Consider the following 26,967-nt stretch of genomic DNA (forward strand, 5'->3'; position numbering starts at 1 on the left):
GAGAATTACCGCAGGCGGTCGATTTCGACCAGGGATCCCGCGAGCATCGCCGTGCCCGCGGAGATATCGGCGAGGTCGGTCCATTCGTCGGGGCAGTGGCTGCGGCCGGCTGCGGACGGGATGAAGATCATGGCGGAGGGGACCAGGGCGCCCATGATCGCCGCATCGTGCTCCGCGCCGCTGTAGAGCTTGGAGGCGGTGAGGTCGAGGTGCGCGGACGTCGCCTCGATGGCCTGCTGCAGCGGCTCGGCCATAGGCACCGGCGCCTGGGTGGGCAGCCAATCGATGGCGACATCGACGCGGCGCTTAGCGCCCTCGGCAGCCGCGGCCTCCTGCAGCTGATCCTGTGCGAAGCTCAACCACTCATCATCCGGGCTGCGGAATTCGCCGGTGATCAGCGCCTCCTCCGAGACGACGTTGACGGCGTCGGGCGTGAACAGCACCTGCCCGGTGGTGCCTCGGCCTGTTTCGTGGGCGCCGGCGATGCGCTCGACCGCGAGCACGACGCCGGCCGCCGTGCAGCCGGCGTCTCGACGGTCGAGCATGCTGGTGGTGCCGGCATGGTCCTGCCGCCCGCGGAAGAGCGCCTCGAAGCGGGTGACGCCCGTGATCGAGGTCACGATGCCGACCTGGCTGCCGACGCGCTCGAGCACCGGGCCCTGCTCGACGTGCAGCTCCACGAACGAGCGGAGGTTCGAAGCCTGCAGATACGCATCGACCCCCAGCATGCCGCTGGGGTCGATGCCGACCCGCTGCAGCGCGTGGCCGAGCTTCTCGCCCTGCTGGTTCTCCCGGTCGAAGTAGTCCTTCGGCAGCGCGCCGGTGAGGGCGCGCGAGCCGAGGCAGCTGGTGCCCCACGAGTTCGGCTCCTCGTTGAAGAACACGATGATCAGCAGATCGTGGTTGAGGCGAATGTCGTTCTCGCGCAGCATCCGCACGGCTTCGAGGGCGCCGATCACTCCGACGATGCCGTCGAAACGGCCACCGCCTTCGACGGTGTCCGTGTGCGAGCCCGTGGCGATCGCCCCGAGCTCCGGATGACGGCCCGGAAGGCGGCCGATGATGTTGCCCGCCGCATCCTCATGCACTTCGAGGCCCTCGGCCCGCAGCTGATCGGCGGCCCAGTGGCGGCCGACGATGTCGAGCTCGGAGAACGCCGCCCTGGTCCATCCGGGCATCGAGGTGTCCGTCATCGTCGCGAGCGACTCGAGGTCGTGCGAGATGCGTTCGGTGACTGGTTGCATGGCCCGGCCCCTCAGTAGCCGCTGCGGTGCAGGTACTGGCCGTGGCCCGCTCTGCCGACGAAGTTGCCGTTGTCCGCGACCAGGGCGCCGCGCGAGTAGACCCGTTTGATCCTGCCCGGCAGCGACCAGCCCTCGTAGAGCGTGTAGTCCATGTTCTGGAACTGCGTCTTCGCCGAGATATCCGTCGTGCCGTTCTCGTCGAAGACGACGATATCGGCGTCTGCTCCGACACCGATGTGGCCCTTACGCGGGTACAGCCCGAATTGCTGGGCCGGGGTGGTCGAAGTGAGGTCGACGAACCGTTCGATGGTCAGTTTGCCGTCGGCGACACCGCGGGCGTATACCACCGACATGCGATGCTCGACCCCGGGACCGCCGTTCGGGATGGTGCGGAAATCGTCGCCGCCGAGCTTGCGCTTGTCTTCGAAGCAGAACGGGCAGTGGTCAGAGCTCACGACGCTCAGGACTCCGGAGTTCAGGCCGCGCCAGAGCGCCTCGCGGTGCTCGAAAGTGCGCAGCGGCGGTGTCAACACGGCCTTTGCGGGTTCGAAGCCGGGCTCGTCGTAGATGGAGCGGTCGAGAGTCAGATAGTGGGTGCAGGTCTCGGCTGCGACCGGCTGGCCCACTGCGCGGGCGGCTGCGACCGCTTCGACCGAGCCCTCGGTCGAGAGATGCACGAAGTAGATCGGCGCCTCTGCGATGTCTGCGATGCGGATCGCCCGTTCGACCGCCTCGACCTCGGTCTTCGGGGGCCGCGAGATCTCGTGGTACCCCGGCCCGATCTTCCCCGCTGCCGCGAGGTCGGCCGACATCCGGTCGATGATGTCGCCGTTCTCGGCGTGGATGCACACTTGGCTGCCGGTCTTCTTCGCGCCGCGGAGCACGTCGAACAGCTCCCCGTCGTTGATCATGAGGCTGCCGCGGTAGGCCATGAACACCTTCAGGCTGCTGACCCCCTCCTCCTTGATCGTCGAAAGGTCTTCGATCGCGCCCTTGTACAGGTTGTTCACGACCATGTGCATGCCGTAGTCGATCGCGGCCTTACCGGCCGCCTTGTCGCGGTGCGCCTGCAACGAGTTCGGCAGTGTCTCGTCGGGCAGCTGGGAGGCGAAGTCGACGACGGTGGTGGTGCCGCCCATGGCCGCGGCGATCGTGCCGGTCTCGAAGTCGTCGGCGGTCGTGGTGTTGAACATCGGGGCATCGAGATGCGTGTGCACGTCGACGCCGCCGGGCAGGAGCAGCATGCCGGTGCAGTCGACGATCTCGGTGTTCTCGGGAGCGACTCCCGGAACCTCGCCGACCGCGATCACGGTGCCGTTCGATACCAGAACGTCGGTGCGGGTCTTGCCCGTGCTGCTGACAACGGTGCCGCCGCGGAACAGGGTGTAGGTCATGTGTTTCTCCTCGTCGCAGTGCTGGGGGCTAGAATCCGGGGACCGGGAGCGGTTCTCCGCGGCCTGTGCGTTCGGTGATGAGCGAGTAGAACTCTGGGCGGCGATGCGCCGCGAAGTCGAAGACGCTCTCGCGGAACGGGGTCGATAGGTCGAGATCGATATGCGAAACGAGCACTTCGTCGCCGTCGGAGATCGCCTTCGCCACGATCTCGCCGCTCGGCGATGCGATGGCCGATCCGCCGATCATATAGACGCCATCCTCGGTGCCGCTCTTGCCGGCGGCCGCGACCCAGAGCGCGTTCTGGTAGGCGCCCGCGGCGAGCGACAGCAGGTGGCTGTGCATCTTCGTATGCGGCTCCTCCTGCCAGCCGGGCACCACCATCGGGGTATTGAACCCGAGGACGACGAGATCGGCGCCCTGCAGCGCGAGCATGCGGTAGACCTCCGGCCAGCGGCGGTCGTTGCACAGCGCCATACCGATCTTGAGCCCCTGGGACTCGAATACTCCGAAACCGAGATCGCCGACCTCGAAGTACTTCTTCTCGAGGTGCTGGTGCGGGAGCTCTGCGCGGTTGTCGTCGTGGCCCGGCAGATGGATCTTGCGATACTTGCCGGTGATGCTGCCGGTGCTGTCCACCAGGATCGAAGTGTTGTAGTGGTGGCCGTCCGGAGTGAGTTCTGCGTAGCCGAGGTAGAAGCCGCACTTCAGCTCTGCCGCCGCAGCGAAGAGCGGCGCCGTCTCGTCGCTGGGCATCTCCCGCTCGAAGTACTGGTCGGCTTCGCCCTGGTCCTCGAACCAGTAGCGCGGAAAGAACGTCGTGAGGGTGAGTTCGGGGAAGACGACGAACTCCGCTCCGCGCGCGCACGCCGTGCGCAGGTGGGCGACCAGGCGGGCCACCACATCGGTACGGCTGTCCTCAGGCTGAATGCCGCCGATCTGGACGACTCCTAATCCGAGTGTGCGTGGTGACATGTGCTTCCTCCTCGAAGCTTCGGGTTCGCGGGCCTGCGGGGCCGCCTGCACCGGTGCGGCGCGGCCGTCTGCACTGGTACGGGCAGGGGCCGCCTGGCCTAGGCGAACGATTGTGCTGCACTCACTCTAGGTACGGCGCTCGCCATAAACTCTGGTGATTCGACTAAAGTTCAGAGCAGAAAAACAGTCGATCGACCAAAGGAAGTGAATGGAGCTCATCGCGCTGGCGACACCGTTGCCGCTCGGCCGCATACTCGATGCGCTCGAGGATCTGCCGGAGCAGGTCTCGCTGCACCGGCGCCCGGCGCCCGTGCAGCGCATCGCAGTCGAGACGCGAACGCTCGCGGGTGCCGCCGAACTGCGGGATGCGTACGGGCAGGCATGCGCAGCCGGGGCGGAGCTCGTCATCGTCGTGGGCGCGAAGCCCCTGCTTCCGGAGCTGGGGCCCACGGACACCCCCGTCATGGCGGTTCGAGCCGAAGCGACACCGGCCTCGATCTCCCGCCTCGTGAAGCAGCTCAAGTACGACTCTCCGGTGCCCGGTATCCTCGAGGACGAGCAAGCGCAGAGCGAGATCGTGGATATCGTCGATCGCGCCGCGGACTCGCTACGGGGCCACATCATCGTGGAGGACCAGGACTTCCAGATGCTCGCGTACTCGCGTTTTGCGGCGCCGATCGACGAAGCGAGGCGCAACGCCATCATGCAGCGGCGCATGCCCGGATACCTGCAACAGGTGTTCAACGCGCAGGGCGTTCAGGCCAGCCTGATCCGCGGCGAGGACGTCCTTGAAGTCGCGCCCGATGCAGCCGCGGGCCTCGGGCCGAGACTGGTCGTCGCGATCCGGTCGCGCGGACGGCTGGTCGGGACGATCTGGTTCGCCCGCGCGTCGCCGGCGTTCGCCGAGGACGACACCGCGACGCTGCAGGCGGCAGCAGCGCAGATGAGCGAGATCCTCGTGGCCGACCTGCGGCGGCGCGAGGACGAGCGGATCACCCGGGACGACGCGGCGCTCGATCTGCTGGCGGGGAGACGAGTGGAGGCGGCGCTGCTGGAGCTGGGCGTCACCGGGCGCTCGTTCGGCCGCGGGGCGCACGTCATCTCCTTCACCGTTGCACCCGAGCATCCGGAAGCCCAGTCCATTCGCCTCGCCGACTTCCGCGTGCTCGTCGCCAACTCCTCATGGTCGGTGCAGAACGAGGCGGTCACGGTCGCCGACGGCGACCGCCTGCACATCGTGCACTTCGACTGCGGCGGCGACCCGCACGAATGCGACGCGACAGGCGCGCGCCTGCTCGCCGGCTACTTCGTCGAGAGTCTGCAACGCGTCGACATCGAAGTCGCCGTCGGTATCGGAAGTCATGCGAATGCCCCGCACGACGTCGCGGGATCCGCCGCCACCGCCGACCGCGTGCTGAACGCGCTGCTGCGCGAAGGGCGGAGCGGGGTCGCGACGCCGGGAGAGTTCTGGGCTCCACTGCTGCTCGATCAGCTCCTCGCCCAGCAGCTGCCGATCCGCGGCCGAGTGCCCCGCGGGCTCGAGCAGATGCTTGCGAGCAATGTCGCGAAAGACCGCGACCTGCTCGCCACCGTGCGGGTGGCGATCGATCACTGGGGCGATATCGGGCGAGCGGCGCGGCGCCTGCATGTGCACCACAACACCGTGCGATACCGGTTGCAGAGATTCGCGGATCTCACCGGTGTCGATCTCGATATCCCGGACATGCGCTTCGCCGTATGGGCGCTGCTGCGGCAGCCCGAGACGGCCCCTGCGATCGCGCCCTGAAACGGCGACGGCCGCCGGGCCTCGAACACCGAGGTCGCGGCGGCCGTTCGGCGGGCGCAGCCCGCGATGATCCCTATGCCAGCGACGCCGTCAGCGAGATGTCGACCGCGGCGAGCGCCTTCGATACCGGGCAGTTCACCTTCGCATCGTTCGCGATGCGCGCGAAGTCCTCTGCGCTGATGCCGTCGACGGTGCCGACGACGGTGAGGCGGATCGCGGTGATACCCGTGCCCGGGGTGAAGTCGACTTCAGCCGCGGCGTTCAGCTGCGTCGGGGGAGTGCCGTTCTCCGTGAGCATGTTCGAGAACTGCATGCAGTAGCAGGTCGCGTGCGCCGAGGCGATGAGCTCTTCCGGCGTGGTCGTCGAGCCCGATTCCTCACCGCGGGCCTTCCAGCTCACCGAGAACGTGCCGGCTCCCGAGGAGTCGAGGCTGGTGGTACCCGAGCCGGTGAACAGCTCTCCGTTCCAGACGGCGCTGGCCTTGTTCACGATGGTGTTCGGCATAATTCCTCCAAGCGAGAGCGTGCTGAGTTCGTGCCGGGCCCGTGGCGACGGTACCCGGTCATCGCCACGCTAACAGAAGCGGGTGGCCGAGAGGCAGACTCTTCCCCGCAATCCCGGCCGATCATGCTGTGAGCGAACCGTCGGCCGCGATTCCGGGCCCATCGTCAGTGGCGGGGGCTACCCTGGACGATATGAGCAGCTCAGCGACCGGCCCGTTCGATGCGCCGCAGTTCGACAGTGCAGGCGAAGGCGACGAGATCACGATCTCGGCGAGCGCGCTGCGGACTCTCGGCGATCAGATGCAACGGTTCCTGCTCGAGTACCGCTTCGCGATGCAGGAGGTCGAGACGAAGCTCGCGATCCTGCGCGAAGAGTTCTTGCACATGCACGAGTACAACCCCATCGAGCACGTGTCGAGCCGCGTGAAGAGCGTCGACAGCCTGGTCGAGAAGATGGACCGCCGCGGCGTCGCCACCGACTTCGACGCCATTCGCGGTCAGATCTACGACATCGCCGGCGTGCGCGTCACGTGCGCCTTCATCCGCGACGTCTACCGCCTCTTCGACCTGCTCACGCAGCAGGACGACATCACCATCCTCGAGGTCGAGGACTTCATCAAGCACCCGAAACCGAACGGCTACAAGAGCCTGCACACCATCATCTCGGTGCCGGTGTTCCTATCGAGCGGCCGCGTCGATGTGCCGGTCGAAGTGCAGTTCCGCACGATCGCGATGGATTTCTGGGCGAGCCTCGAGCACAAGATCTACTACAAGTACGCCCGGCATGTGCCGAGCACCCTGCTCGACGAGCTGAAGAACGCGGCCGACACTGCGGCCGAGCTCGACACCCGCATGGAGCGACTGCACGTGCAGGTGCACGGGCTGCCCGAAGCGGCCCCGGCGCTCTCGCTGCGCGAGGTCGAGGAGCAGGTGCACCGCACCTGAACGGACGGCGCGCAGGCGGCACGCATTACAGTCGAACTGTGACGAGCGAAGAACACCTTCCGGGAGGGTCGGGCGGAGTCTGGCGCATCCAGAACTCCGACGGCACCGTCAGCGTGCACCGGCCCGTCGGCCCATGGACGACGGCGGTGCATGCGCTGCTCGCCCACCTGCACGAGCGCGGCCTCGACGGCATCCCGCGGGTGCACGGATTCGACGACGACGGGCGCGAAGTGCTCGACTACTTGCCCGGACTCACGCTCGACCCCGAGAAGCAGCAGCCCGATGACCGCGCGCTCGCCGCAGCGGCCGCCTGGCTCAGACGGTTCCACGACGCCGTCGCCGACTTCGACGCGCGGGGCCTCGAGTGGCGCCAGGGGGCTCGCCCCCTCGACCCCGGCGAGATCATCTGCCACAACGACCCCGGCCTCTACAACTGGGTGGTCGTCGACGGGGAGTTCTCGGGCATGATCGATTGGGATCGGGCCGGCCCCGGTCGCCCGATCGACGACCTCGCCTTCCTCTGCTGGTCGGGAGTTCCGCTGTTGCGGGAGATCCCGACCGCGGAGGCCGCGGGTCGCATCGGCCTCGTCTGCCAGGCGTACGGCGGGGTGGCACCCGGTGAGCTGCTCGATGCCGTCGACACGCGCATGGCGCTCATCGCCGAGCGGTGGCGGGCGGGAATCGAACGGGGCGACGCCGGCACCATTGCGCTGCGCGACGCAGGAATCATGGACCGCCATTTCGCACGGGTCGCGGGCTTCGCAGCGCGGCGCGAGACGATCGGCCGGGCGTTCTCCTAGGCGCCCGATGCGGAATATGAGCTGTGGCAGGGTTAGGGTGGGGGCGTGAGTAAGGACCCATTCGAGGAGCTCTTCGGCCCGGCGGAGCCCGCAGCCGGCGAGTCGCAGCCCGTGCCCGCACGCGACCGGCTCGCCTTCGAGCAGGCCGAGCGCATCAAGACGTCGCCTCTGCCGACCACGAAGCCCGAGCAGCCCGAGGGCGCCCCGGGCCCAGCGCAGCCGCCGGCGAAAACTCCTCGCGGCGGAGGCAGCACGCGATCGGCGAACGCGAAGCCGTGGATCATCGTCGGCCTCGTGACGGTATTCGCACTCATCGCATCGATCGTCGTGATGAATCTCGCGCGAGCGGGCGACGATGCGGCCACGGCCGAGACCACTGCCCCGGCGAAGACTTCGGAGCCCGCGACGAGCGCGAAGCCCACGACGGAGACCGAAGGCAAGGCCGACGGCGAGAAGAAGGACACAACGAAGACCAAGGAGGCGGCCGACGAGCCGCCGGCGGTCGACCCCGGCCCGACCGGCGACATGAACGTGCCCCTGTGGGGCATCACGGCGCAGATCTCGGGCAAGTTCGGCTGGCCCCAGTACGAGATCAGGGGCGAACAGCTCGTGCTCATCGGTTCGCCGCTCATCGACCAGCTGCCCGATTCCTGCTCGGCGATGCGCGAGCAGTGGGGCATCGAGCGCACGGCGACCGGCTCGTACACGGTGCTGAAACCGGCGCACAGCTGCGCCGCGGCCCCTGAACTGTACGACGAGATCTGGGGCCTTACCGCGGCCATGGTCTCGACGATCCAGCCCGGGTAGCGATCCGCGCTACGGCGTCGGCGCCGCGAAGACGCCCGGCCACAGGGCGAGCGCGACCGCGTAGCCGGCGAAGCTCACGATGTCGAGCACCCAGTGCGCGACGATGAGGGGCAGCGATCGCCCCCATCTGCGATACGCGTAGCCGAAGACGAGACCCATCACGACGTTGCCGATGAACCCGCCGAAGCCCTGGTAGAGGTGGTAGCTGCCGCGCAGCAGCGCGCTCGCGACGATGGTCGCGAGCGGCCCGACGCCGAGCCGGCGGAGCCGGTCGAAGAGGTAGGCGACCACGATGAGCTCCTCGCCGAGGGCCGCCTTCAGCGCCTGCAGCACGAGCACGGGCACCGTCCACCAGTAGGCGTCGAGCGCCGCGGGCACCACGGTCGTGTTGATGCCGATCTGCTTCGCGAAGACGTAGAAGACGAGACCGGGGACGCCGATGATCGCGGCGAGGGCGAAGCCCGCACCGGCCTCGCTCGGCCAGCGCCACCGGCCGCCCGCGCTCGGTGCTCCGAGGCCGAGTCTCCCGAGGCGAGGCGCGCGTTCGCGCCAGAGCAGGAACACGACGAGCGCGACCGGCGCGAGCCCGAAGACGAACGAGAGCAGCTGGAAGATCAGATCGAATACCGGCCGCTCGGCGAGCGATGTGTTGATGCTCGCGGTCTGCTCGGCCAGCGCGGTGTCGCGCGTGACCCGTTCGACGATACGTACGATCGCGTACACGCCCGAGGCCCCGAACGAGAGGGCGAGCACGATAGCGACCTCCCACCGGAGGCGATTGCGGATTGCGGGTCGGTGCACTGCCCCAGCGTATCGTCGAAGCCTCGAGGAATGTCGGATTCGCACAGTTCCCGAGCGGTCGTCGGGTCGCCTTTTGCAGGGTTCTGCACAACCGAATCACGATGGAGTCACGGCTCCAGGAAGTTCGCAGGTGCGGCTCCACCGGAAAGCTAGGGTGGTCCCCGTAACAATCGATACCCATCGGCGAATAGGCGCGACAAAGACTGTCCGCCGCGACCGGATGGGGATTTCAAGGAGGAAACGAAGTGAAGCGATCACGGAAGGGTCTCGCGTTCATCGCGCTGGCCGCTGCCGGCGCACTCGCGCTGTCGGGCTGCTCATCGAGCGGTGGCAACAGCAGCGAGGGGACCTCGGGCAACGTCATCACCGTCAACAACACGGAGCCGCAGAAGGCTCTGATTCCGGCGGCCACCTCTGAAGTCGGCGGCGGCAAGGTCGTCGACGCGCTCTGGGAAGGCTTGGTCTACTACGATGCCGACGGCGCGACGCAGATGGGCGTCGCCGAGTCGATCGAGCCGATGGACGATGCGAAGACCACCTGGGAAGTCAAGCTGCGCGACGATGCCGTGTTCTCGGACGGAACCCCGGTGCTCGCCAAGAACTTCGTCGACGCGTGGAACTACTCCGCGAACATCGACAACGCGCTCGACAACCAGTCCTTCTTCGGCACGATCAAGGGCTTCAGCGAGACCGAGCCCGTCGAGGCCATGGAAGGCCTGAAGATCGTCGATGACCACACCTTCACCGTCGAGGCGAGCCCCGACTTCCCGGACCGACTGGGCTACTCGGCGTTCTACCCGCTGCCCGATGTCGCATTCGAGGACATGGAGGCCTACGGGCAGGCGCCCATCGGCAACGGACTCTACAAGTTCGCGAGCGACGACGCCTGGAAGCACGACGAGTCGATCAGCCTCGTGAAGAACGACACGTACGTCGGCCCCCGCAAGGTGGCGAACGACGGAATCGAGTTCAAGGTCTACGCATCGCTCGACGCGGCGTACACCGACCTGCTCGCCGGCAACCTCGATGTCCTCGACCAGATTCCCGACACCTCGTTCGCCGTGTTCCAGGACGAGCTCGGCGACCGGGCGATCAACCAGGCGGGCGCACTGACTACGACGCTCTCGATCTCGACGAACCTCGAGCATTTCAGACTGGACGAGGAAGGCAAGAAGCGGCGTGCTGCGCTCTCGATGGCCCTCGACCGCGAAGAGATCATCGACGTCATCTTCGAAGGCACGAACGTGCCCGCCGAAGACTTCACCTCCCCGGTGGTCGACGGCTACGCCGAGGGGCTCGCCGGCTCGGAGAAGCTCGACTTCAACCTCGACGAGGCCAAGAAGCTGTGGGCAGAAGCCGACGCGATCAGCCCCTTCGAAGGCACGCTCGAGGTCGCGACGAACTCCGACGGCCCGCACCAGGTATGGGTCGAAGCCGTAGCGAACCAGTGGTCGACGAACCTCGGTATCACCGCCGCACCGAAGCTCTACCCGACGTTCGCGGCGTTCCTCGACGATCGTGAAGCCGACACCGTCGGCGGGCCGTTCCGTGCCGGTTGGCAGGGCGACTACCCCGGTGCGTACAACTACATGCAGCCGCTCTACTACACGAACGCCAGCTCGAACCACGGCTTCTACGCGAACCCCGCGTTCGACCAGGTGCTCGACGAGGCGGTGCAGGAGAGCGACCCGGCAGCCCGCAATGAGAAGCTGAACCAGGCGCAGGAGATCCTGTTCGAGGACATGCCTTCGATTCCGCTCTGGTACCAGGGAACCACGGGCGGCTACGGCGAGAACGTCGACAACGTCACGTTCGGCTGGAATTCGGTGCCGATCTTCAACGAGATCACGAAGAAGTAGCGCACCCACCCAGAAACGGAGGCCCCGGGCGCTGAGCCCGGGGCCTCCGCGCTGGACGAGACGTCGAATCCGTCTCGTCCAGCCCACGTACCGGCGGGATCGGACAACGTCGTCCGCGGCCCGGCTCGCATAGCGATTGCGAAAGATCGACAGACATGTTCAACGACCTCACGGAGAAGGGCAGCGCAACATGCTGAGATACCTCTTCTTCCGAATTCTCCAGGTGGTCCCGGTGCTCCTCGGCACCACCTTCCTCATCTACTTCATGGTGTTCGCCATGCCCGGCGACCCGATCGCCGCGATGTTCGGCGACAAGCAGCCGAGCGAAGCGGTGCTCGAGCGCCTGCGCGAACAGTACCACCTCGACCAGCCGTTCTTCGTGCAGTACCTGCTGTACCTGAAGGGCATCCTGGTCGGCGACTTCGGTACGAGCTTCTCCGGCGAACCCGTATCCCAGATCCTCGCCCGGACGTTCCCCATAACGATCAAGCTCGCCGCGATGGCGATCGTCATCGAACTCGTGCTCGCGGTCGTGATCGGACTCTTCTCGGGACTGCGCAAGGGCAAGCTGTTCGACAACGTGAACCTGATCATCGGGCTGCTATTCCTGAGCATCCCGATCTTCGTGATCGCGTTCATCGCCCAGTTCGGGCTCGGGCTGAAGCTGGAGTGGTTCAGCCCGACCGTCGGCTCGGGCGCACCGACGCAAGACCTGATTCTGCCCGCGATCGTCCTCGGTACGAGCCTGTATGCGACGAGCATGCGACTCACACGTTCCTCGGTGATCGACACGCTCAATCAGGACTTCGTGCGCACGGCGTACGCCAAGGGCCTGAGCCAGCGACGGGTCGTTCCCGTGCACGTGCTGCGCAACTCGCTGATCCCGACGATCACGAACACCGCGACCGACTTCGGCGTCCTCATGGTCGGTGCGACCGTCACGGAGGGCATCTTCAACGTCCCCGGTGTCGGCAATGTGCTCTTCCAAGCCATCCTCAAGGGCGAGAATGCGACCGTCGTCTCATTCGTCACCCTGATGGTGCTGATCTATCTCGGCGTCAATCTCGTCGTCGACCTCCTCTACGCCGTACTCGACCCGAGGATCCGTTATGCCTGAGCCGCAGCGCCCCGCCCTCGTCCATTTCGTCGCTCCGTTCGAAGAGACCCCGGTCGACGCCGTCGACGCCGTCAAGATCGACGACAAGAAATCGAACCTGTGGCTCGATGCCTGGCGCGACATGCGCCGGCGCCCCATGTTCTGGATCTCGGCCGTGATCATCTTCGTGGTGATCCTCATCTCCCTGTTCCCCTCGGTCTTCGCTCACGTGGACCCGAGGGCCTGCACCTTGGCGAACTCGAACGGCGACCCGAGCGCCGGGCATCCGCTGGGATACAACAAGCAGGGCTGCGACGTGTACTCGCGCATCATCTACGGCACTCCCACATCGGTATCCGTCGGCCTGATCGTGATCATGATCACCTTCGTCGTCGGAACGATCATGGGCGCCCTTGCCGGATTCTTCGGCGGGCCCCTCGACTCGATCCTCTCCCGCATCGGCGATATCTTCTTCTCGATCCCGTACATCCTCGCCGCAGTCGTCGTGATGAGCGTGCTCTCGGCGCACCGCAACCCGCTCGTCATCGCGCTCGCGATCGGCGGGTTCTCGTGGCCCATCACCGCCCGCATCGTGCGAGGCGAGATCCTGCGCGTCAAGAACGCGGACTTCGTGATGGCGTCCCTAGCGCTCGGCCTGTCGCGTTTCGCGACGCTCCTGCGTCACGTGCTGCCGAACGCGCTCGCCCCGGCGATCGTCGTGACGACGCTTTCGCTGTCGTCCGCGATCGTCGCGGAATCGGTGCTCTCCTTCCTCGGCGTCGGCCTGCCGCCCGGGCAGTTCATCAGCTGGGGCAACGACATCAGCGCGGCGCAGCTCTCGCTGCGCACCGATCCGATGCCGCTGCTCTACCCCTCACTGGCGCTCTCCATCACGGTGCTCGGCTTCGTCATGCTCGGCGAAGTGGTGCGCGACGCCCTCGACCCGAAGGCGAGGGCCCAGCGATGAGCGAGACGACCGAGAACAGCAAGGGAGCCATGGTGGAACCGCTGCTCAGCGTTCGCGACCTGCGCGTCGCGTTCGGCAAGAAGAAGGACCCCAACGAGGTGCTCCACGGCGTCGGCTTCGACGTCTACCCGGGTGAGACGGTCGCGATCGTCGGCGAGTCGGGGTCGGGCAAATCGACGACCATGCACGCCGTCATCAACCTTCTGCCCGGCACCGGGCGCATCACCGACGGTTCGGTGCTCTGGAAGGGGAGCGAGATCGCGAACCTGCCGCGACGCGAGATGGAGCGGCTCCGCGGCCGCGAGATCGGGCTCGTGCCCCAGGACCCGATGTCGAACCTCAACCCGGTCTGGTCGATCGGGTTCCAGGTCGAGGAGGCGATCCGCGCCAACGGCGTCGCCACGGAGCGCAAGGAGGTCAAGCGGCGCGCCGCCGAGGTGCTCGAGCAGGCCGGTCTGCAGAACGCTGCGCAGCGGATGAAGCAGTACCCGCACCAATTCTCGGGCGGCATGAAGCAGCGCGCGCTGATCGGCATCGGTCTGGCAGCGAATCCCGACCTGCTCATCGCAGACGAGCCCACATCGGCGCTCGACGTCACTGTGCAGAAGGTGGTGCTCGACCATCTCGCGTCGCTCACCAGCGAGACCGGCACGGCAGTCGTCTTCATCACGCACGACCTCGGCCTCGCGGCCGAGCGCGCCGAGAAGCTCATCGTCATGTATCGGGGCGACATCGTCGAGTCCGGGCCGAGCCGCGAGATCCTGCAGAACCCGCAGCATCCTTACACGCGCCGACTGGTCTCGGCGGCGCCGAGCCTCGCCTCGCGCCGCATCGGAACCGAGCCGACCCTGCCGACCGCGCCCACGTCGACGTTCGACCTCGCGGCCCTCGCCGAGACCGAACGGCCGCAGGCGGGTCATGGCGAGCCCGTGATCGAGGTCTCCGGCCTCGGGAAGATCTACAAGCTGCGCAAAGGCAACTTCGGGTCCGAGGATTTCCACGCCGTCGCCGATGCCTCGTTCACCGTGAACCGCGGCGAGACGATGGCGCTGGTGGGCGAATCCGGTTCGGGCAAGTCGACCATCGCCAAGATGGTGCTGCAGATCGAGAAGCCGTCGTCGGGTTCGATCCGCATCGCGGGTCAGGAGACCGCGGGCCTCTCGGGCCGCAAGCTCTTCGATCTGCGGCGCACGCTGCAGCCGGTGTTCCAGGATCCGTACGGATCGCTCGACCCGCTGCACAACATCGGCAACACGATCATCGAGCCGTTGAAGATCCACGGCGTGGGCGACCAGACGAGCCGCAAGGCGCGCATGCTCGAGCTGCTCGACCAGGTGGCGCTGCCGCGCGAGCTCGCGACGCGCTACCCGAACGAGCTTTCGGGCGGCCAACGCCAGCGCGTCGCGGTCGCGCGCGGTCTCGCACTGAAGCCCGACATCCTCGTGCTCGACGAGGCGGTCTCGGCGCTCGACGTGCTCGTGCAGGCGCAGGTGCTCGACCTGCTCGCCGAACTGCAGCGCGATCTGGGGCTCACCTACCTCTTCATCACGCACGACCTCGCCGTCGTGCGCCTAATCGCCGACCGCGTCTGCGTCATGCAGCAGGGCCGCATCGTCGAGCAGTCGACGACCGACGAGGTGTTCGAGTCTCCGCGCACCGAGTACACGAAGAATCTGCTCGCGGCGATCCCTGGCGCGCAGATCGAGCTGGGAGCGGGTTAAGCACCCGACGAGCCGCGCACGGGGAGTGCGGGCGAGCGGCGGCGGGCGGCCCGTCGCATCGCGCCCGCATTCCCCGATTCCGGTCGAAGCTGGGAGACGAAACGCCCCGCGATCCGTTAAGATTGTACGTCGGCCTTCATTGTGCCATGCGGGAATCGATCCCCATCGCGCCCGGCATCCCGCCACGCCGACGCTCCGCCCGTCTCGTTAGGACTCCACTTCTATGGCTCTCGCAACTCGCGAAGACCTCCGTAATGTCGCAATCGTCGCACACGTCGACCACGGCAAGACCACTCTGGTCAACGCCATGCTGACGCAGACCAACTCGTTCGACGCTCACGAAGAGGTCGGCGACCGCGTGATGGATTCGAACGATCTCGAGCGCGAGAAGGGCATCACGATCCTCGCGAAGAACACGGCCATCTCGTACGAGGGGCTGCACGCGGAGAACGGTGCCATCACCATCAACGTGGTCGACACCCCGGGCCACGCCGACTTCGGCGGCGAGGTCGAGCGCGCCCTCTCGATGGTCGACGGCGTCGTGCTGCTCGTCGACTCGGCCGAGGGCCCCATGCCGCAGACCCGTTTCGTGCTGCGCAAGGCGCTCGAAGCGAAGCTCCCCGTGATCCTCGCGATCAACAAGACCGATCGCCCCGACGCCCGCATCGAGGGCGTCGAGAGCGATGCGCAGGATCTGCTGCTCGGTCTCGCCTCGGATCTCGCCGAGGATCACCCCGACATCGATATCGACTCGGTGCTCGAAGTGCCGACCGTCTACCTCTCGGGCCGCGCCGGCGCAGCGTCGCACAACCGCCCCGCTGACGGACAGCTGCCCGACAACCCCGATCTCGAGCCGCTGTTCGAGACCATCCTGGCCCGCGTGCCCGCCCCCGTCTACGATGACGAGCACCCGCTGCAGGCGCATGTCACCAACCTCGACTCCTCGCCGTTCCTCGGCCGTATCGCGCTGCTGCGCGTGCACCACGGCGAGATCAAGAAGGGCGAGACCGTCGCCTGGATCAAGCACGACGGCTCGGTGCAGAACGTGCGCATCACGGAGCTCATGCTGACCAAGGCGCTCACCCGCTACCCGGCCGAGCGCGCCAGCGCGGGCGACATCGTCGCCATCGCGGGCATCGAGGACATCACGATCGGCGACACCATCGCCGACGCCGCCGATCCGCGCCCGCTGCCCATCATCACGGTCGACGAGCCGGCGATCTCGATGACCATCGGCGCGAACACCTCGCCGCTCGTCGGCAAGGTGAAGGGTCACAAGCTCACCGCCCGCATGATCAAGGATCGCCTCGACCGCGAGCTCATCGGCAACGTGTCGCTGCGCGTGCTCGACACCGGCCGTCCCGATGCGTGGGAGGTGCAGGGCCGCGGCGAGCTCGCCCTGTCGATCCTCGTCGAGAACATGCGCCGCGAGGGCTTCGAGCTCACCGTCGGCAAGCCCCAGGTGGTCACCAAGGTCGTCGACGGCAAGACGCAGGAGCCGTACGAGCACCTCACCATCGACACCCCCGAGGAGCATCTCGGCGCGATCACCCAGCTGCTCGCGGCGCGCAAGGGCCGCATGGAGAACATGGTGAACAACGGCACCGGCTGGGTGCGCATGGAGTTCATCGTTCCGTCTCGCGGCCTCATCGGCTTCCGTTCGGAGTTCATGACCGAGACCCGCGGCACCGGCATCGCGAACGCGATCGCCCACGGCTACGGCGAGTGGGCCGGCACCATCACGACCCGCCACAACGGTTCGATCGTCGCCGACCGCGCCGGTGTCGTCACCCCGTTCGCGATGATCGCCCTGCAAGAGCGCATGAGCTTCTTCGTGGAGCCGACCGCCGAGGTGTACGAGGGCATGGTCATCGGCGAGAACTCGCGCGCCGACGACATGGACGTGAACATCACCAAGGAGAAGAAGCTCACGAACATGCGTTCGGCGAACGCCGACAACTTCGAGTCGATGACGCCGCCGCGCATCCTCACTCTGGAGGAGTCGCTCGAGTTCGCCCGCGAGGACGAGTGCGTCGAGGTGACCCCTGAGGTCGTGCGCATCCGCAAGGTCGCGCTCGACGCGACGACCCGCGCCCGCGCGGCATCGCGCCTCAAGAACCAGAAGTAGGTTTCCTCGGCCGAAGGCCCCGCACCCCGCCCGTTCGCGGCAGGGTGCGGGGCCTTCGCGCATGCTCTAGGGTCGAGTCATGGCACTGATCTACGAGACCACCATGAGCCCGTCGAAGCTCGAACTGCTGGCGGCCTGGCTGCCCGAGCAACCCTGGTTCACCGGCGATATCGCCGCGCTGACACCGGTCGGCGCCTACCGGTTCGACGACCCCGATGGCGAGGTCGGCATGGAGGGCCATCTGCTCACCGCCGGCGACGGCACCGTCTACCACGTGCCCCTCGTGTACCGCGGCGCTCCGACGGAAGCGGGGGAGCGGTTTCTGCTCGGCACCTCTGATCACGGGGTGCTCGGCGAGCGCTGGATCAGCAATGCCGTCGGCGACCCCGTGTTCCGTGCGGTGCTCGCCCGCACCATCGCGGTGGGCGGGCGCGAGGCCGACGAGGTCGGCGTGAACCCGGCAGGCGAGCATCGCGACCGCGAGATCAAGGTGAGGGTGCGCGGCTCGGGCGAGTCCGGTGCCGTCGTGCCCGACGTGACCTCCGCCCAGGTCGGTCTCGACGGCGACGTGTCGGTGCTCGAGAGCGAGTCGGCGACCCTCACCGTGCGGCGTGTGCTCGACGCGTCGTACGTCGAGCCCGAGGGCGTGCTGACGCTGCGCGCGACCTGGCCGGGGCAGGTGCTGCCGGTCGTCATCGCCACGCTGGCGGTGTAGTCGAAGGGGAGTTCCGCCTCAAGGTGCAACCGGAAGCTTGCTGCACGGCCTGTATCCAGCGCGCTCATCATGAGATCGAACCCGAAGCCGTACCTTGCTATGGTCATCGGTGATGCTAGTCTTCGCAATTCCCGTCATTATCATTTTGGTGACGCTTCTTCTGAAGATCGCGGTCCACCCAATTCGGACGCTGTTTCTCGTCTTGCGGGTACTCTTCTTCATATTCGCAGTCGGTGCGTGGGTAATGTTTTTCATTCTGCGCTCCGAGCTGGACCGGCCGGTGGTCTTTCAAGACCTGCTGCTGCCCATCTTGTTCACCATTCCCTGGCTTCTGACGTTCATTCCATCGCGCCGGCAAAAGCAGAGCCAATAGAACTGCTCGAAGCGGGTCGAAACCGATCAGTAAGCGCTGGGTGATTGCCTGCAAATTGCGTGTCGATGGCAAGCCGGGCGTTTGGCGCGAACTTTCCGACGGCGCCGGTGTCATCGGTACCTGGCAACCTGGTCAGCAACTGCACCACGGAGAGGACTGCATAATGCTCGCCTTCTATACGCACTTGAGTTGGACTGACGAGGCCGGCACGGCACACCCTCTGCCCGGCTGGGACTCGGGCCTCGGAACACTCGCCGCACCTGCCTACGTTCACGAAGACGGCAGCTACGTCTACTGCGCCGAGCGCTTCTCCGGTGGGGTCTGCGAGTGCCCGGAACCGCACGAGTGGCGAAGTATCGCTGGGCCGGGCGCACTCCTATCTCATGCCGGCGATGACTTCCCGACGACCTACACAATGCATGTCGACGCGCTGATCGCGATTTACGAGCGGGCGGACGAGTACCGCTTCCGCGCCCTCACGCTCAGCGGAGAGCCGGTCGACGCGGAGCAGCGCATCGCCGAGCTACGCGCGCTGCCAGCGGGTACGGTGGTCACAGTAGACGAATGGGATCAGTCGTAGGTTTCGCACCCCAGCGAGCACTGGTTGTAGAAGTCGACGAGTGGGCTGCCCGCCCGACAGGCGTAGTGAGCGATGCCCGAGACAAGACGAACCGATGGGCTGACATCGGTCTCTAGCCGCGCGTCGCCTGCACAGTCTTCCAAGCGTCGCGCGCGAAATCTCCGCTGATCGTATGCGTCACCGCGATGAGCAGGTCGCCGTCGATCACGATTGCGTCTACGTACCTGTGCTCCGGCGACTGGGACTGTTGGAATGCAGCTTCTGCCCCGTCTGCATCCACTTCGACGTATACGGAGTCTCGGAGGGCGGCAAGGAGCTCGGCCTTCGACGCCTCGTCTATGAGTGCGACGCCCATGTAGGCAATCGCGTCGGAGCGATCGATGCCCCACCCGCAGTATTGCGGCTCGACTCCCGCTCTGATCGTCGCCATCGTCACCGGTCCGAGCAGGCTGGCGAGCTTCTCTTCCGCCGGTGCCCCTTCCATATACAACTGCAGTTGATCGCTGTAGTCGCGCACGATCTCGAGAGGGAGAATCGCGTTGCATCCCGCTGGAACCGGCGCGCCTGCCTCCTCGGCAGAGCTGGTGGGCGCATCCGTGTTCAGCTGAGGCGGCACTTGCGTGCTCTCTGCCTGCTGCGAGATCTTGGGCCGTTGTGGATCGGGCGACGTTTCGGCGCACCCGGTGAGTGTCAGTCCGAAGAGTGCGGTCGTGGAGATCAGGGCAGATAAACCGGCTAGCCGAGGACGAGTTGCGGTCATGGCGCCAGCTTAGCGAGCTCCTCCCGCTGATTCATTCGGTCCGCGGGCGTTAATACCGAACCATTATCGGAGCCGTGCTCCGGCTCCCGGCGAAACGAGAAAAGCCCCGGAACTTCCGCATCATTCTGCGGATGTTCCGGGGCTTTCTGGTCGGGATGACAGGATTTGAACCTGCGACCCCGTCGTCCCGAACGACGTGCGCTACCAAGCTGCGCCACATCCCGATTGCGTTTTCACGCAGGCTCCAGCTTAACGGGTTTCTGTGCGAGTGAGAAATCGGTGCGGTACCGGCGGTCCGTGCGCTGCACCCCGGGCGCGTCATAGCATCACGGACTGCAGCGCATCAAGGGGCTTTCCGGTACGCGAGGGCGGCGGGAGACTCGGAGGAAGCGCCCTGCCGGCGCGGAAACCTGCAGCTCCACAGTGCGTGGAATGCGATGTCAGAGAGGAGTCGCCCATGGCGAGCAAGGCGCCGCAGATGCCACATGAGGTCTCCGATGAGGTCGGTGCTTTCGACCGTTTCGCCGAACGGGCATCGGCACTTGCGAGTAGGGCGTGGTTCTTCTGCTTCTGCGTGCTGCTCGTACTGCTGTGGGCCCCCTCGATCTTCCTGATTCGCAGCATCGACACCTGGCAGCTGATCATCAACACGGTGACGACGATCGTCACCTTTCTGCTCGTCGCGCTGCTGCAGAACAGTCAGAAGAGATCCGACCAGGCGGTGCAGCACAAGCTCAACGCGATATCGGATGCGCTGAGCGACTTCATGCACGAGGACGGGCACGAACGGGATGCCGAAGAGCTCCGAGACGCCGTCGGGATCGAGAACCGAGAGAGCTCCGGCGGTCAGTGAGCGGGCCCGGCGGATCGGAAGGAGCGGTGGGATGGCCGAAAGCGCTCGGAGCGTACGCAGCGATCGTCTCGTCGAGCAGATCGCGGAAGCGGCAGCTCGGCTCGGTGCGACGATCGCCGTCGCCGAATCGTTGACGGGCGGCCAGCTCGCCGCGGCGCTCGCCGCCGGGCGCGATTCCGGCTCGTGGTTTCGCGGGGCGGTCGTGGCGTACCACCCGGAGGTGAAGTTCGGGTTGCTGGGCGTGCCCCGCGGCCCGGTCGTGAACGAGCGCACGGCCGCGTCGATGGCACTGGCTGCGCGAGATCGGCTCGGGGCGGACTACGCCGTGAGCGCGACCGGGGTGGGCGGGCCGGGTGCCGAGGAAGGGAAGCCCGAGGGCACCGTCGTCATCGGGGTCGCGACGCCCGACGGGAGCGTCCGCTGCTCCGAATACTGCTTTCCCGGATCGCCGATCGAAGTACTGCATCGCACCATCGAGTGCGGGCTCGAACAATTGCGGATCGAGATGCGCGCCGGCGCGACGAAGGGCGAATGACGGATGCATCGAGGAGTGCCGGCCGTTCGGTTTCGGGCCGCCGGCGCCCCCACGTTGATGCGGCGAGCCTGCGGGCTACTCGGGCGCTTGCGGCACGAGAAGCGGGGTGTCTCGAGACCGATCGGTCCCGAGACACCCCGCTTCATGCTGTCCGGGCTACCTCCTGCCGATTCTGCGGGTCTCGCGGTATCCGAAGGCGAGTGCGCCGATGCCGGCGAGTACGAGCAGCGCGTCGAGCAGCAGCACCGACCCCTGCGAAGCCGAGCCCGTCGTGGCGAGCAGCCCGGGCGCCGGGGTCTTCACGACCGGGGTCGCGGCGGGCGTCACCGGCGGCGGGTTCACGGCCGGCGGGGTCGCCGGCGGCTCCACCGGGGGAACGACGGGCGGAGTGACGGGGGTCGTCGCGCTCGAGCAGTCGTTGCCGGGGTCGGTGTCGCCGCCGCCGACATCGGCGAGAGCGACCGTCGGCACGACCGGTACGGTCACGCACGCCGTGTTCGTGAGATCGGTCGTGCCCTCGGGCACCGGACCGACGACCGCTTCGAGCACGATCGACGCACTCGCGCCCGCCGCGAAGCTGCCGGAGTACGCGAATGCGATGAGCGCCCCGCCGCCGGCCGAGACCGACCAGCCGGCCGGCAGGCTCACGACCTCCCCGCTCGAAAGGCCTGCGGGGAGCAGGTCGTTCACGACCGGGTCGATCGCCGCGGCCGGGCCCGCGTTCGTGATGGTGAGGCTGTACCGGATGGTGTCGCCCTCCCAGACGCCCGCACCCTCCGCGCTCGCGGTCTTCACGATGCCGAGGTCGTACCCCTGCGGCGGCGGGCACGCTTCGACGTCGTCGCTGCCCTCGGCGAGCACGGTGCCCGAGTCGTCATCGCCCGAAGCGAGGGCCGCGGTGTAGGTGCTCGCGTCTTCGACGTAGAACGTGCGGGTGAGCTCGGAGCCCGGAGCGACGAAGGCGTCGGTCGTTACCGGGCCGTCGCTATCGCTCAGCGTCAGCGTATACGAGGCGCCCGGCTGCAGGCCGGCGAGCACGACTTCGATCGCGCGAATGCCGGCATCGGGTGCTCCCGGTGCCGGGCAGGGCCCCGTCGTCATCACGAGCGTCGGAGCATCGGGGCACGGCGCGAGGTCGACGGTGAAGGGGCTCGCCTCGATCGTGGTCGTGCGGTCCAGGAGCGTGGCGGTGTAGGTGCCCTCGCCGCTCAGCGGCAGGTCGAGGTCTCGCTGCGTGCTCTGCGCGGTGAAGCTCTCGGAGAAGGCGGGCTCGCCGTTCGGTCGTACGACGCTGACGGTGTAGTCATCGCCCACCGTCAGGTTGCGGAGCACGATCTCGCCGGTCGTCGGTAGGCCGCCGCCGGGCACGGTGCACTGATTCACGAGCAGCGCCACTACCGGGGTGCCGGCCGGAACGGGGCAGGGGGTGACGGTGAACGCTGCGCTACTGCCCTGGCCGCTCACCGCATCGGTGACGGTCGCGGTGTACTCGCCGTCGCCGCTGATGTTCATCTGCAGGGTCTCCGTCGCGCCGCTCGAGGTGAACGAGGTCGCGGAGACGACGGCACCGCCCTTCTTGACCACGACCGAGTAGGTCCGGTCGACGCTGAGACTGCTGAGTTCGAGCGTCACCGTCAGCGGCAGAGTCTCGCCCGCGGCGACGCACTGGTCGACGACGACGTCGACAGCGGGGGTCGGGATCGGGGCCGTGCAGTTGTTATTGAAGACGGCCTGGCCCGCGGCGTCCCAGTTCTGGCCGGGGAAGTGGGCCTCGACGCCGTCGTGGGTGTAGTCGAACGGCGGGATGATGTCTCGTCCGTTCTGGTGATGCGCGCCGGCGTGGCCGCTGGCGTCGCCGTTCGCATTCGGCGAGATCACGATGAAGCCGCCGTTGCCGAGAGCGTGGCAGATGGTGATCTTCTTGCCCGGGTTGTCGTTGCCCTTGTTGCCGGATGCGTCGGCGGTGCTCAGGGCGGCGGTGGTCGGGGCCTGCATCGACCGGGTCGATGCGGCCGGGTCTGCGCTCGCAGTATCGTCCGCACTGTCGGCGGTGGTCTTCTGCTCCGCTTCGGGAGCCGCCTCCGCGGGCGCCGGGGCCTCGACCGTGGGCGTCTCGGACGGCGCTGCCGGAGGCGTCTCGACGGGAGCCGGTGCGAGTTCGGGGCCCGGTGCGGGCTCGGGAACGGGGGCCGGCTCTGGTGCCGATGCGGGCTCGGGGGCTGGCTCGGGAGCCGGTGCGGGTTCGGGTGCCGGGGGCGGTTCGACCGGCGCCGTTTCGACGGCCGGTGCCGCCGCATCGGCAGCGACCGTCGCTGCAGCGGCGGGGTCTACGGGCGGCTCATCGGCGAACGCCAGCGTCGCCGGCGCGAAGGTGAGGGCGGCGGCGATGAGCGCTGCGAGGCCCAACCGCCGGTGCTTGCCTCGCGTCGACTTCGTCGTCGACCGTGGAGACGGGTCTGCGAAAGAAGACTTTCGCGCATTACGTGGCATCAGAATTCCCCTTGTTCGTGGTCCAGTGGGTTCCCCGCCGAAGTCAGTACGGCTGACCCGGTTATGCGGCACCTTAGAATTCGGTTGCCGTCGGGCTCGGGCGCTCGTCAGAAGTCCGGTACTCATTGCCAGGTGTTTCGCCAGGGATCGCCGAGCGGCGCTCGGCGGGCAGGGCAAGTCGCACGAAGAGGCGTACCCAGGAGCGGAGCCCGCCCGGGGTCAGAGCGCCGCGAGCTGCCGGCGGCTCGAGAGGCCGAGCTTGCGCAGAATATTCTCGATATGGAATGCGACGGTGCGGTAGCTGACGCCGAGCTCGTCGGCGATCTCCGCATTCGTGCGGTCGGCCTGCGCGAGCCGCATCACTTCGGTTTCGCGCCGGGTCAGCCGTGCCGAGCCGCGGCGCGGCGGCAACACGCTGACGAGCCGCAGCTCCGCGGCGACCCGGGGGTCGTGCAGTTCGCGTCGCGACGCCATGCCGAGCTTCCCGAGCACGTTCGTCATGTGGAAGCCGACGGTCGAAACGCTGATGCCGTAGCGGGCAGCGATCTCGGCGTTCGATGATCCCTGGGCCGCGAGCAGCACCACATCGCGTTCGCGGCCGGTCAGGTGCTCGGCCCCCGGCACCGAAGACATGACCTCGGCGCGCCGATGCTCGATCGGCCCGAGCGCGCTGTCGACCCCCGCGCGACTGCGATCGAGCAGCCCGCCGATGCGCACTGCGGCGGGCACCATGTTCAGCCGCGTGTACGTGTCGAGTGCGCTGCGCAGGTAGCGGCGCGCTCGCCGCAGGTCGCTTCCGACGTCGAGCATGAGCCGGCCTGCGTCGGCCGCCGCCCGAGCCGTCGCCACGGGGAAGGCCGAGTCGTGCCCCACCGAGTTCGCCGCCGCCACATAGGCGCGGATCGCCTCGCGTGTGTGCCCGTAGGCCTCTTGCACCCGGCCTTCGAGCCAGTCGAGCGACCCGTGCACCCCTTCGTAGGCGGGGGAGCGCAGCGCGCGGAGCCGGGCGAGCTCGCGATCGGCTGCTTCGGCCCGGCCCAGGGCCGCGAGCGCGTCGACCTTGAACGCGAAGATGTTCTGCGACCGCAGCAGCCGCTCCGAGAACTCCCCGTCGGCGGCGAATACCGCGAGCTGCGCCGCCGGGTCATCGGTCATGCGCGCATAGGCGACCTGCGCCCACATCTCGAACTCGGCCCCGAAGATGTCGTAGTCGGTCGTGCGCGTCTGCTCCATGAGCTGCGCCGATGCCTGCCAGCCGGCCCCATTGCCGGCCTCCGCAGCAATGACCGCGAGCAGGGCGTAGAACGACGGCCTGCTGACGGCATCCATCGCATCGAGGATCGTGGCAGAGGACTCCTGCACGATCGCGGGGATCTCGGTCGACTTGCCGAGCAGGTAGGCGCAGTAGAGGAACATCGTGCGGCCCGTGCCCTCGCCCCAGCCCGCGACACCGGCTGCGAGCATGGCCTGGGTGCACTCGAGGTCGTTGTAGGCGAGCGCGATGCGTCCCTGGCTCGCGTGCACCCCCGCTCGAATGACGTACGCATCGAAGAGCGTCGCGGTCCGTTCAGGGGCGGCCTCGATGCGCTGCGCGAGCGTGACGTATTCGAGGTGGGCGAGCTCGAAATCGCCGGCGGTGCTCGCACCGTAGAAGATCAGCCCCGTCGCGCGCAGTACGATGTCGGAGGCGCTCGGCAGCCAGCGCAGCCGTCGGTCGACGGCTGCCCAACGCGCGGCCGGCAGCGCGGCGAGCTGCAGTGCGAGCTCCCGGGCCTGACGCAGCGGAGCGAACCCGAAGTCGCTGCGCAGCGTCGCCTGCGGGGCCATCATGCCGAGGATCAGCAGCACGTGGGCGCGGATGTGCAGAGCTTCGAGCAGAGCCGTCTGCTCGGCAGGGGCAGCGCTGCGGAAACGACCGCCGCCGGTGCCGCAGAGTTGTGCGGGGAGCTCGGACAGCATGCGCGCGCCGAACTCGCGCGCCCAGGCGTAGTCGCCCCGGAATTCGCGCATGTGCAGCAGGGCGAGATCTCGCAGCGGCGACGGCGGCATCGCTTCGAGCGTCGGCACGAAAGGGAGGAGCCGGGGCAGCGCCGAGAGCGCCATGGCGAGCGTGTAGAGCTCGAGGACGAGGCCCTCGGCGATGCGCGGCGCCGGCCGGCGTGCGGCGTCGATCGCCAGCTGCATGATGCCCAACACGCGCTCGACGAGCCTGCGCTCGGCCGATTCGGTCACGACTGCGCGCAGCCGCTCGAGGGTCGGTTCGGCAGGCGCTGTGCCTGCGATCCCGTGCGCTTCGAGCGCCCAGACGAGCGCACGATACCTGCTCTCGGCATCGCTCGCGGGCAGCACTTCGGCCGCCGCCCGCAGGATGCGCGCGCGCCGGCGCGCCGACAGGCTCTTCGCGATCTCCTCGGCGAGCAGATCGTGATGCACGACGTACCCTTCGACGGTTGCATCGGCGCCGCGCCGGCCGCTGCGGCCGGCCGCCACGAGCACTCCGTCGGCGATCGCCTGTGCGGGTGAGGCACCCGCGTCGAGCGCCCCGTCGAGCTGCGCGAACGCGCTCTCGGACAACGGGGCATCGAGCACCGATGCGATCTCGACCGCTGCACGGGCTCCCGGCCGGAGCCGCTGCACGTGCTCGTCGATCGGCGACTCGAGGGCGGGCATGGCCTCGGCGATCAGTGCGTCGGTGATGTCCTCGTCGAAGCGGGGCCGCTGCACCCGCTCCGCTGCCTGCCTCCGCTGCCACACCGAATGAAGCGACGCGAGCACGTGGTCGAGCAGCAGCGGCAGCCCCCGCGACACGGCCGTCAGTCGAGTCGCGAGGGCGAGCGAGAGCTCGAGGTCGTGCACGCGCGAGATGTAGGTGCGCGCCTGCGAGGGGTCGAGGGGGAGGAAGTCGATGCGGCGCTTCGCGCCCCACGGGTGCCGCGCCGCCGTCGCGATGATCTCGCTCGTCTGCGGCGTGCGCGGCGTGCGGCCCGCGAGTACGAGGCACAGCCCGGTCGGCCAGTGCTGCGAGACCACTGCGCGCAGCACCTGCAGCGAAGCGTCGTCGATCCACTGTGCATCGTCGATGATGAGCAGCAGTCGGCGCCTGCTCGACAGTCCCTTCGTGAGCGCGCGGCGGCAGTCGTTCGCGGTGCCGTTGATCGCGGCGTCGGAATCGGGGTCGGTCTCGGCGTCGGGATCGGGGCGGGCGCCGCCCGCGGTGACGATGATGCGGCGTGCGAGCGCGAACGGCACCTGGTGGTCGTGCTTCGTCGCGCTGACATGGACGACGCGCCACCGGTCAGCGTGCGTGCGCGACCACGCCCGCGCCGCCTCGTCGAGCTGCTCGGCCCACACCGTCTTGCCCGAACCGGAGGCCCCGGTCGCGCTGAAGAGCGCGGTGCGCGCCTCGAGCGCCTCGGCGAGGACCGCTGCGGGCGCGTCCTGCCAGTGCAATGCGGGCAGTACCGCGCGATGCCGGTTCGGCTTGCGCATCGCCGCCCCGATGGGGTTCTCCACGAGCGTGGCGGCTCCCAGCGGCGGCGTCACCGTGGTTCCCATGGAAGCTCCTCTGCTTCCCCCCTGAGGTCTCCAGAGTACCTCCGAAGCATACGCCGGTCCACAGCGGAGGCTGTGAACCGG

Annotated in this window: 22 protein-coding genes and 1 tRNA gene; 13 read left to right on the forward strand and 10 right to left on the reverse strand. The window is 67.7% G+C overall.

The window, feature by feature from the left end; all coding sequences use genetic code 11:
* Positions 1-5: 5 nt before the first annotated feature.
* The 3 genes from NHL51_RS05570 to NHL51_RS05580 are packed head-to-tail and all read right to left on the reverse strand — an operon-like array spanning position 6 to position 3,611.
* Complete coding sequence (locus NHL51_RS05570; RefSeq protein ID WP_434142350.1) at positions 6-1,244, reverse strand: M20 family metallo-hydrolase; 1,239 nt, start codon at positions 1,242-1,244, stop codon at positions 6-8.
* A gap of 11 nt (positions 1,245-1,255) precedes the next feature.
* Positions 1,256-2,638, reverse strand: a complete 1,383-nt coding sequence (gene hydA, locus NHL51_RS05575; RefSeq protein ID WP_434142351.1) for a dihydropyrimidinase — start codon at positions 2,636-2,638, stop codon at positions 1,256-1,258.
* A gap of 28 nt (positions 2,639-2,666) precedes the next feature.
* Positions 2,667-3,611, reverse strand: coding sequence for an N-carbamoyl-D-amino-acid hydrolase (locus NHL51_RS05580; protein WP_434142352.1), 945 nt, complete (start codon positions 3,609-3,611; stop codon positions 2,667-2,669).
* A 208-nt stretch (positions 3,612-3,819) separates the two neighbouring features.
* Between NHL51_RS05580 and NHL51_RS05585 the strand changes: the two genes are divergently transcribed.
* Positions 3,820-5,397: a PucR family transcriptional regulator gene (locus NHL51_RS05585; protein ID WP_434142353.1), complete on the forward strand. Its 1,578-nt coding sequence runs from the start codon at positions 3,820-3,822 to the stop codon at positions 5,395-5,397.
* A 73-nt stretch (positions 5,398-5,470) separates the two neighbouring features.
* On the opposite strand, the gene NHL51_RS05590 is transcribed toward NHL51_RS05585, so the two are convergent.
* On the reverse strand, positions 5,471-5,902 hold the full coding sequence (locus tag NHL51_RS05590; RefSeq protein WP_434142355.1) for an OsmC family peroxiredoxin: 432 nt from the start codon (positions 5,900-5,902) through the stop codon (positions 5,471-5,473).
* A gap of 299 nt (positions 5,903-6,201) precedes the next feature.
* Between NHL51_RS05590 and NHL51_RS05595 the strand changes: the two genes are divergently transcribed.
* From NHL51_RS05595 to NHL51_RS05605, 3 genes are read left to right on the forward strand one after another with little or no spacing between them, the layout of a single operon-like run.
* Positions 6,202-6,846, forward strand: a complete 645-nt coding sequence (locus NHL51_RS05595) for a GTP pyrophosphokinase (protein WP_434142766.1) — start codon at positions 6,202-6,204, stop codon at positions 6,844-6,846.
* A gap of 38 nt (positions 6,847-6,884) precedes the next feature.
* Positions 6,885-7,646 carry an aminoglycoside phosphotransferase family protein gene (locus NHL51_RS05600; protein ID WP_434142356.1) on the forward strand — a complete coding sequence of 254 codons (762 nt, stop codon included), beginning with the start codon at positions 6,885-6,887 and terminating at the stop codon, positions 7,644-7,646.
* A gap of 45 nt (positions 7,647-7,691) precedes the next feature.
* Entirely contained in the window at positions 7,692-8,453 is a 762-nt protein-coding gene (locus NHL51_RS05605; RefSeq protein ID WP_434142357.1) for a hypothetical protein, read from the forward strand.
* Between the two features lie 9 nt (positions 8,454-8,462).
* On the opposite strand, the gene NHL51_RS05610 is transcribed toward NHL51_RS05605, so the two are convergent.
* The gene (locus NHL51_RS05610) at positions 8,463-9,254 is read right to left on the reverse strand and encodes a CPBP family intramembrane glutamic endopeptidase (protein WP_434142358.1); all 792 of its coding nucleotides are present in this window, start codon (positions 9,252-9,254) and stop codon (positions 8,463-8,465) included.
* A 245-nt stretch (positions 9,255-9,499) separates the two neighbouring features.
* Between NHL51_RS05610 and NHL51_RS05615 the strand changes: the two genes are divergently transcribed.
* The 6 genes from NHL51_RS05615 (at position 9,500) to NHL51_RS05640 (ending at position 17,740) form a co-directional block, all read left to right on the forward strand.
* A complete protein-coding gene (locus NHL51_RS05615) occupies positions 9,500-11,113 on the forward strand; it encodes a peptide ABC transporter substrate-binding protein (protein ID WP_434142360.1) in 1,614 nt (537 codons plus the stop codon).
* Positions 11,114-11,303: 190 nt separating this feature from the next.
* On the forward strand, positions 11,304-12,230 hold the full coding sequence (locus tag NHL51_RS05620; RefSeq protein ID WP_434142361.1) for an ABC transporter permease: 927 nt from the start codon (positions 11,304-11,306) through the stop codon (positions 12,228-12,230).
* Complete coding sequence (locus NHL51_RS05625) at positions 12,223-13,176, forward strand: ABC transporter permease (RefSeq protein ID WP_434142362.1); 954 nt, start codon at positions 12,223-12,225, stop codon at positions 13,174-13,176. Before NHL51_RS05620 ends, NHL51_RS05625 begins: the two co-directional genes overlap by 8 nt.
* Positions 13,173-14,897, forward strand: a complete 1,725-nt coding sequence (locus tag NHL51_RS05630; RefSeq protein ID WP_434142363.1) for a dipeptide ABC transporter ATP-binding protein — start codon at positions 13,173-13,175, stop codon at positions 14,895-14,897. The genes NHL51_RS05625 and NHL51_RS05630 overlap by 4 nt, the downstream gene beginning before the upstream one ends.
* A gap of 223 nt (positions 14,898-15,120) precedes the next feature.
* The gene (typA, locus tag NHL51_RS05635; RefSeq protein WP_434142364.1) at positions 15,121-17,025 is read left to right on the forward strand and encodes a translational GTPase TypA; all 1,905 of its coding nucleotides are present in this window, start codon (positions 15,121-15,123) and stop codon (positions 17,023-17,025) included.
* Positions 17,026-17,104: 79 nt separating this feature from the next.
* Positions 17,105-17,740, forward strand: coding sequence for a maltokinase N-terminal cap-like domain-containing protein (locus NHL51_RS05640; protein ID WP_434142365.1), 636 nt, complete (start codon positions 17,105-17,107; stop codon positions 17,738-17,740).
* 115 nt (positions 17,741-17,855) lie between these two features.
* Here the strand turns inward: NHL51_RS05640 and NHL51_RS05645 are convergent, their stop codons facing one another.
* Positions 17,856-18,167, reverse strand: coding sequence for a hypothetical protein (locus NHL51_RS05645; protein WP_434142366.1), 312 nt, complete (start codon positions 18,165-18,167; stop codon positions 17,856-17,858).
* On the opposite strand from NHL51_RS05645, the gene NHL51_RS05650 reads away from it, so the two are divergent.
* Entirely contained in the window at positions 18,154-18,693 is a 540-nt protein-coding gene (locus tag NHL51_RS05650) for a hypothetical protein (RefSeq protein WP_434142367.1), read from the forward strand. The genes NHL51_RS05645 and NHL51_RS05650 overlap by 14 nt on opposite strands.
* A gap of 112 nt (positions 18,694-18,805) precedes the next feature.
* Here NHL51_RS05650 and NHL51_RS05655 read toward each other — a convergent pair whose 3' ends face one another.
* Both NHL51_RS05655 and NHL51_RS05660 read right to left on the reverse strand, forming a co-directional pair.
* Entirely contained in the window at positions 18,806-19,453 is a 648-nt protein-coding gene (locus NHL51_RS05655; protein ID WP_434142368.1) for a hypothetical protein, read from the reverse strand.
* A gap of 147 nt (positions 19,454-19,600) precedes the next feature.
* A tRNA-Pro gene (locus tag NHL51_RS05660) sits at positions 19,601-19,677 on the reverse strand.
* Between the two features lie 233 nt (positions 19,678-19,910).
* Here NHL51_RS05660 and NHL51_RS05665 point away from each other — a divergent pair.
* Positions 19,911-20,306: a low affinity iron permease family protein gene (locus tag NHL51_RS05665; RefSeq protein ID WP_434142369.1), complete on the forward strand. Its 396-nt coding sequence runs from the start codon at positions 19,911-19,913 to the stop codon at positions 20,304-20,306.
* Positions 20,307-20,337: 31 nt separating this feature from the next.
* Positions 20,338-20,841, forward strand: coding sequence for a CinA family protein (locus NHL51_RS05670; protein ID WP_434142370.1), 504 nt, complete (start codon positions 20,338-20,340; stop codon positions 20,839-20,841).
* 156 nt (positions 20,842-20,997) lie between these two features.
* On the opposite strand, the gene NHL51_RS05675 is transcribed toward NHL51_RS05670, so the two are convergent.
* Together NHL51_RS05675 and NHL51_RS05680 are read right to left on the reverse strand one after the other, a co-directional pair.
* The gene (locus tag NHL51_RS05675; RefSeq protein WP_434142371.1) at positions 20,998-23,247 is read right to left on the reverse strand and encodes a hypothetical protein; all 2,250 of its coding nucleotides are present in this window, start codon (positions 23,245-23,247) and stop codon (positions 20,998-21,000) included.
* A gap of 303 nt (positions 23,248-23,550) precedes the next feature.
* Positions 23,551-26,886 (reverse strand): LuxR C-terminal-related transcriptional regulator, encoded by a 3,336-nt coding sequence (locus NHL51_RS05680; RefSeq protein WP_434142372.1) that lies wholly within the window; start codon positions 26,884-26,886, stop codon positions 23,551-23,553.
* Positions 26,887-26,967 lie beyond the last annotated feature (81 nt).

The organism is Leucobacter sp. gxy201, assembly GCF_051043335.1.
GTDB lineage: Bacteria > Actinomycetota > Actinomycetes > Actinomycetales > Microbacteriaceae > Leucobacter.